This window comes from Fodinibius sp., from assembly GCF_041642155.1.
In the GTDB taxonomy this organism is placed as follows: Bacteria; Bacteroidota; Rhodothermia; order Balneolales; family Balneolaceae; genus Fodinibius.
The window spans coordinates 1-2,655 of record NZ_JBEPWZ010000366.1; the positions used below are offsets into that span (position 1 = coordinate 1).

Here is a 2,655-nt window from a genome sequence, read left to right on the forward strand (position 1 = left end):
GACCTGACGTTCGATTTAATTCTTGCGGGGGATACCCAGCATGAAAAACCTGAAGAGTTTGAAAAGGCATGGGAGCGGTATGGGCGACATATAACCCATTTTGGGTATGTTGAAAATAAAGAAAGCTACAGCAGGCTGCTCCATAAAGGGGATATCGTGGTATCCACGGCGACATACGAGTTTTTCTGTGTCGCCATCATGGAGGCTATCTATTGTGGATGTCACCCGCTGCTGCCCAACCGCCTGCACTACCCGGAGCTGATACCGGAAAGCCTGCACCGGCCGCTGTTACACGCCCCGGTGCTCTATGATACCGAAGACGACCTGTTTCATTATCTCAAGGACCTGCTTACCCATGAAACGGATCCGCTGCCAAAGGCCTCGCTGCAGAATATTAACCGGCATTTGGACTGGTCGCACCGTATTGATGAGTACGATGCCGTCTTTGAAGAGTGCAGCCGGATGAGCATTTCTTCGGCATTGTCGTAAGAGAGACCTCTGCAAAACCGTTGTTTTGCCCAACCTCTACATTTTCGCGATTTCAAAATCCTCAATGTACCGACCGGGTATCTCAGACAGTGGGGATGAATACATGATTTTCAATGGATAAAAACATTTGATTGCTTATATTCCCCTACATTTGAAATGATAAACAAATCAGGTGAGACTCCATGAATTACAGATCTTTTGAAGAAGCGTCCGTAGCGGAAGTGGGACTCGGGACCTGGCAACTGGGAAGCAGCGAATGGGGTGAAGTGAGTGAAGAAGAGGCGTTGTCCATCCTGCAGGCGTATGTTGAACGGGGCGGGAATTTTATTGATACCGCCGACATTTACGGGATGGGGATCAGTGAACGGACCATCGGCAGCTTTCTGAAGCAGGTGGAAACCGACCGCGAAATATATGTGGCGACCAAACTCGGCCGCCGCCAGGACGACGGCTACGGCTGGCCCCAGAATTTTACGTATGAGGTGATGCGGGAGCATGTCGTGAGTTCGCTTGAAAACCTGGGCGTCTCACAGCTTTTTTTGGATCAATTTCACTGCATCCCAAAGGAAGAGCTCGAAAAGGGAGCTGTCTTCGATCACTTTCGTAAAATACGGGAAGAGGGACTGATTAAGCACTGGGGGGCCAGCGTCGAGACGACGGAAGAGGCGCTGATATGCCTGGAGCAGGAGGACATCAGTTCGCTTCAGATCATATTCAACTTATTTCGGCAGCACCTGGCCGATGAATTTTTTGAGAAAGCGGCCGAACGGGACGTCTCCCTCATTGTGCGGGTGCCCCTTGCCAGCGGTATGCTCACCGGCAAGTTTGATGAAGATACGACGTTTGCGGAGGACGATCACCGGAATTTTAATGCGGACGGGGAAGCGTTCAATGTGGGCGAGACCTTCTCGGGCATTCCGTTTAACGAGGGACTGCAGCTTGTTGACAAAATCGAAGAACGCATGCCCGGGGGATCGATGCCGCAGCTGGCACTGCGCTGGATTTTGGATCACCCGCAGGTCACGACTGTTATCCCTGGCGCCACCAAAAAAGCGCATGTGACGAGCAATACGGGAGCGTCGTCGCTCCAGCCGCTGGGACCGGAAACGCACCGGAGGCTCCGCACATTGTATGACGAAGAGATCCGACCTCATATCCGCGGGCGGTATTAAGGCTTAAAGGCTTACCGTCCGTAGGCGATGACTTTCAGGGGATCCGTTTTGGCGGCCAGGCGGGCCGGCAGGTAGGAGGAGAGGGCACACAGGAATAGCGTAACGACCGTTACGAGAAGAAAATCGAGTCCGTGTGGTTCCGTGGGCGCGTAGGCCATGTAATAGTTTTCTTCGGACAGCGGGATAATATGATAGGTCGTCTGCAGCCAGGTAAAAAGCAGCGAGATCGCAATGCCGATGATGAGTCCCACTACCGCCACGAACAGTCCCTCTAACAGGAAGACCCACCGTATGCTTTTGTCGCTGGCTCCCATCGTTTTGAGGATGCCGATATCACGGGTGCGCTCCAGGACCATCATCAGGACGGTGCCGATGAGGTTGAAAGCCGCGACAATAATCATGACGCTTATCACGAAGGGGATGGTTTCTTCCTGGAGGTCGACCCAGGCAAAGATGCTGCTGTACTTTTCGTAGATGCTCTGGGTAAAATACGGGAAACCGAAGTCGCTGCTCAGCTGCTCTTTAAGCGGCTGGATATCGGATTGGTTTCCGAGCCTGATCTCCACGACCGAAGCCTGCTCGCCGGGCACCTGGAACAGCTGTTGTGCGTGGGGACGTGCAACCAGGGCAAAAATATCATCGAACTGGCCGATACCGGTTTGGTAGATGCCGCTCAGCCGGAACTGCTTGATTTCGGGCGAACTGAGGGGAGACGGAAGTCCCTCTACCGTGTAGGCGGTAAGCACCGAATTGATATCCGCATTGAGTGACTGGGCCAGTTTCGATCCCACGACCATGCCGGGCATCCCGGTGCTGTCTTCTCCCAAAAAATAGCGTCCCCGGTCGATATACTGGTGAATATCGGTCACATCCCCCTCCTCGTCGACCCCTTTCACCAGGATGCCCGCAACCTCCCCGGACGACTGCACCATCGCCTGTCCCTCTACCACCGCCTGGGCTTGCTGAATGACGGGATAGTCGGCGAGATCGGCAA

At 53.7% G+C, this 2,655-nt stretch carries 3 protein-coding genes; 2 read left to right on the forward strand and 1 reads right to left on the reverse strand.

What is annotated here, in order from left to right; translation table 11 throughout:
* Together ACESLU_RS13995 and ACESLU_RS14000 are read left to right on the forward strand one after the other, a co-directional pair.
* Positions 1-489, forward strand: a 489-nt coding sequence (locus ACESLU_RS13995) for a glycosyltransferase (protein WP_372639250.1), incomplete at its 5' end; no start/stop codon positions are given.
* A gap of 182 nt (positions 490-671) precedes the next feature.
* Positions 672-1,661 (forward strand): aldo/keto reductase, encoded by a 990-nt coding sequence (locus ACESLU_RS14000; protein WP_372639251.1) that lies wholly within the window; start codon positions 672-674, stop codon positions 1,659-1,661.
* 11 nt (positions 1,662-1,672) lie between these two features.
* On the opposite strand, the gene ACESLU_RS14005 is transcribed toward ACESLU_RS14000, so the two are convergent.
* On the reverse strand, positions 1,673-2,655 hold a 983-nt coding region (locus tag ACESLU_RS14005), incomplete at its 5' end, for an ABC transporter permease (protein WP_372639252.1).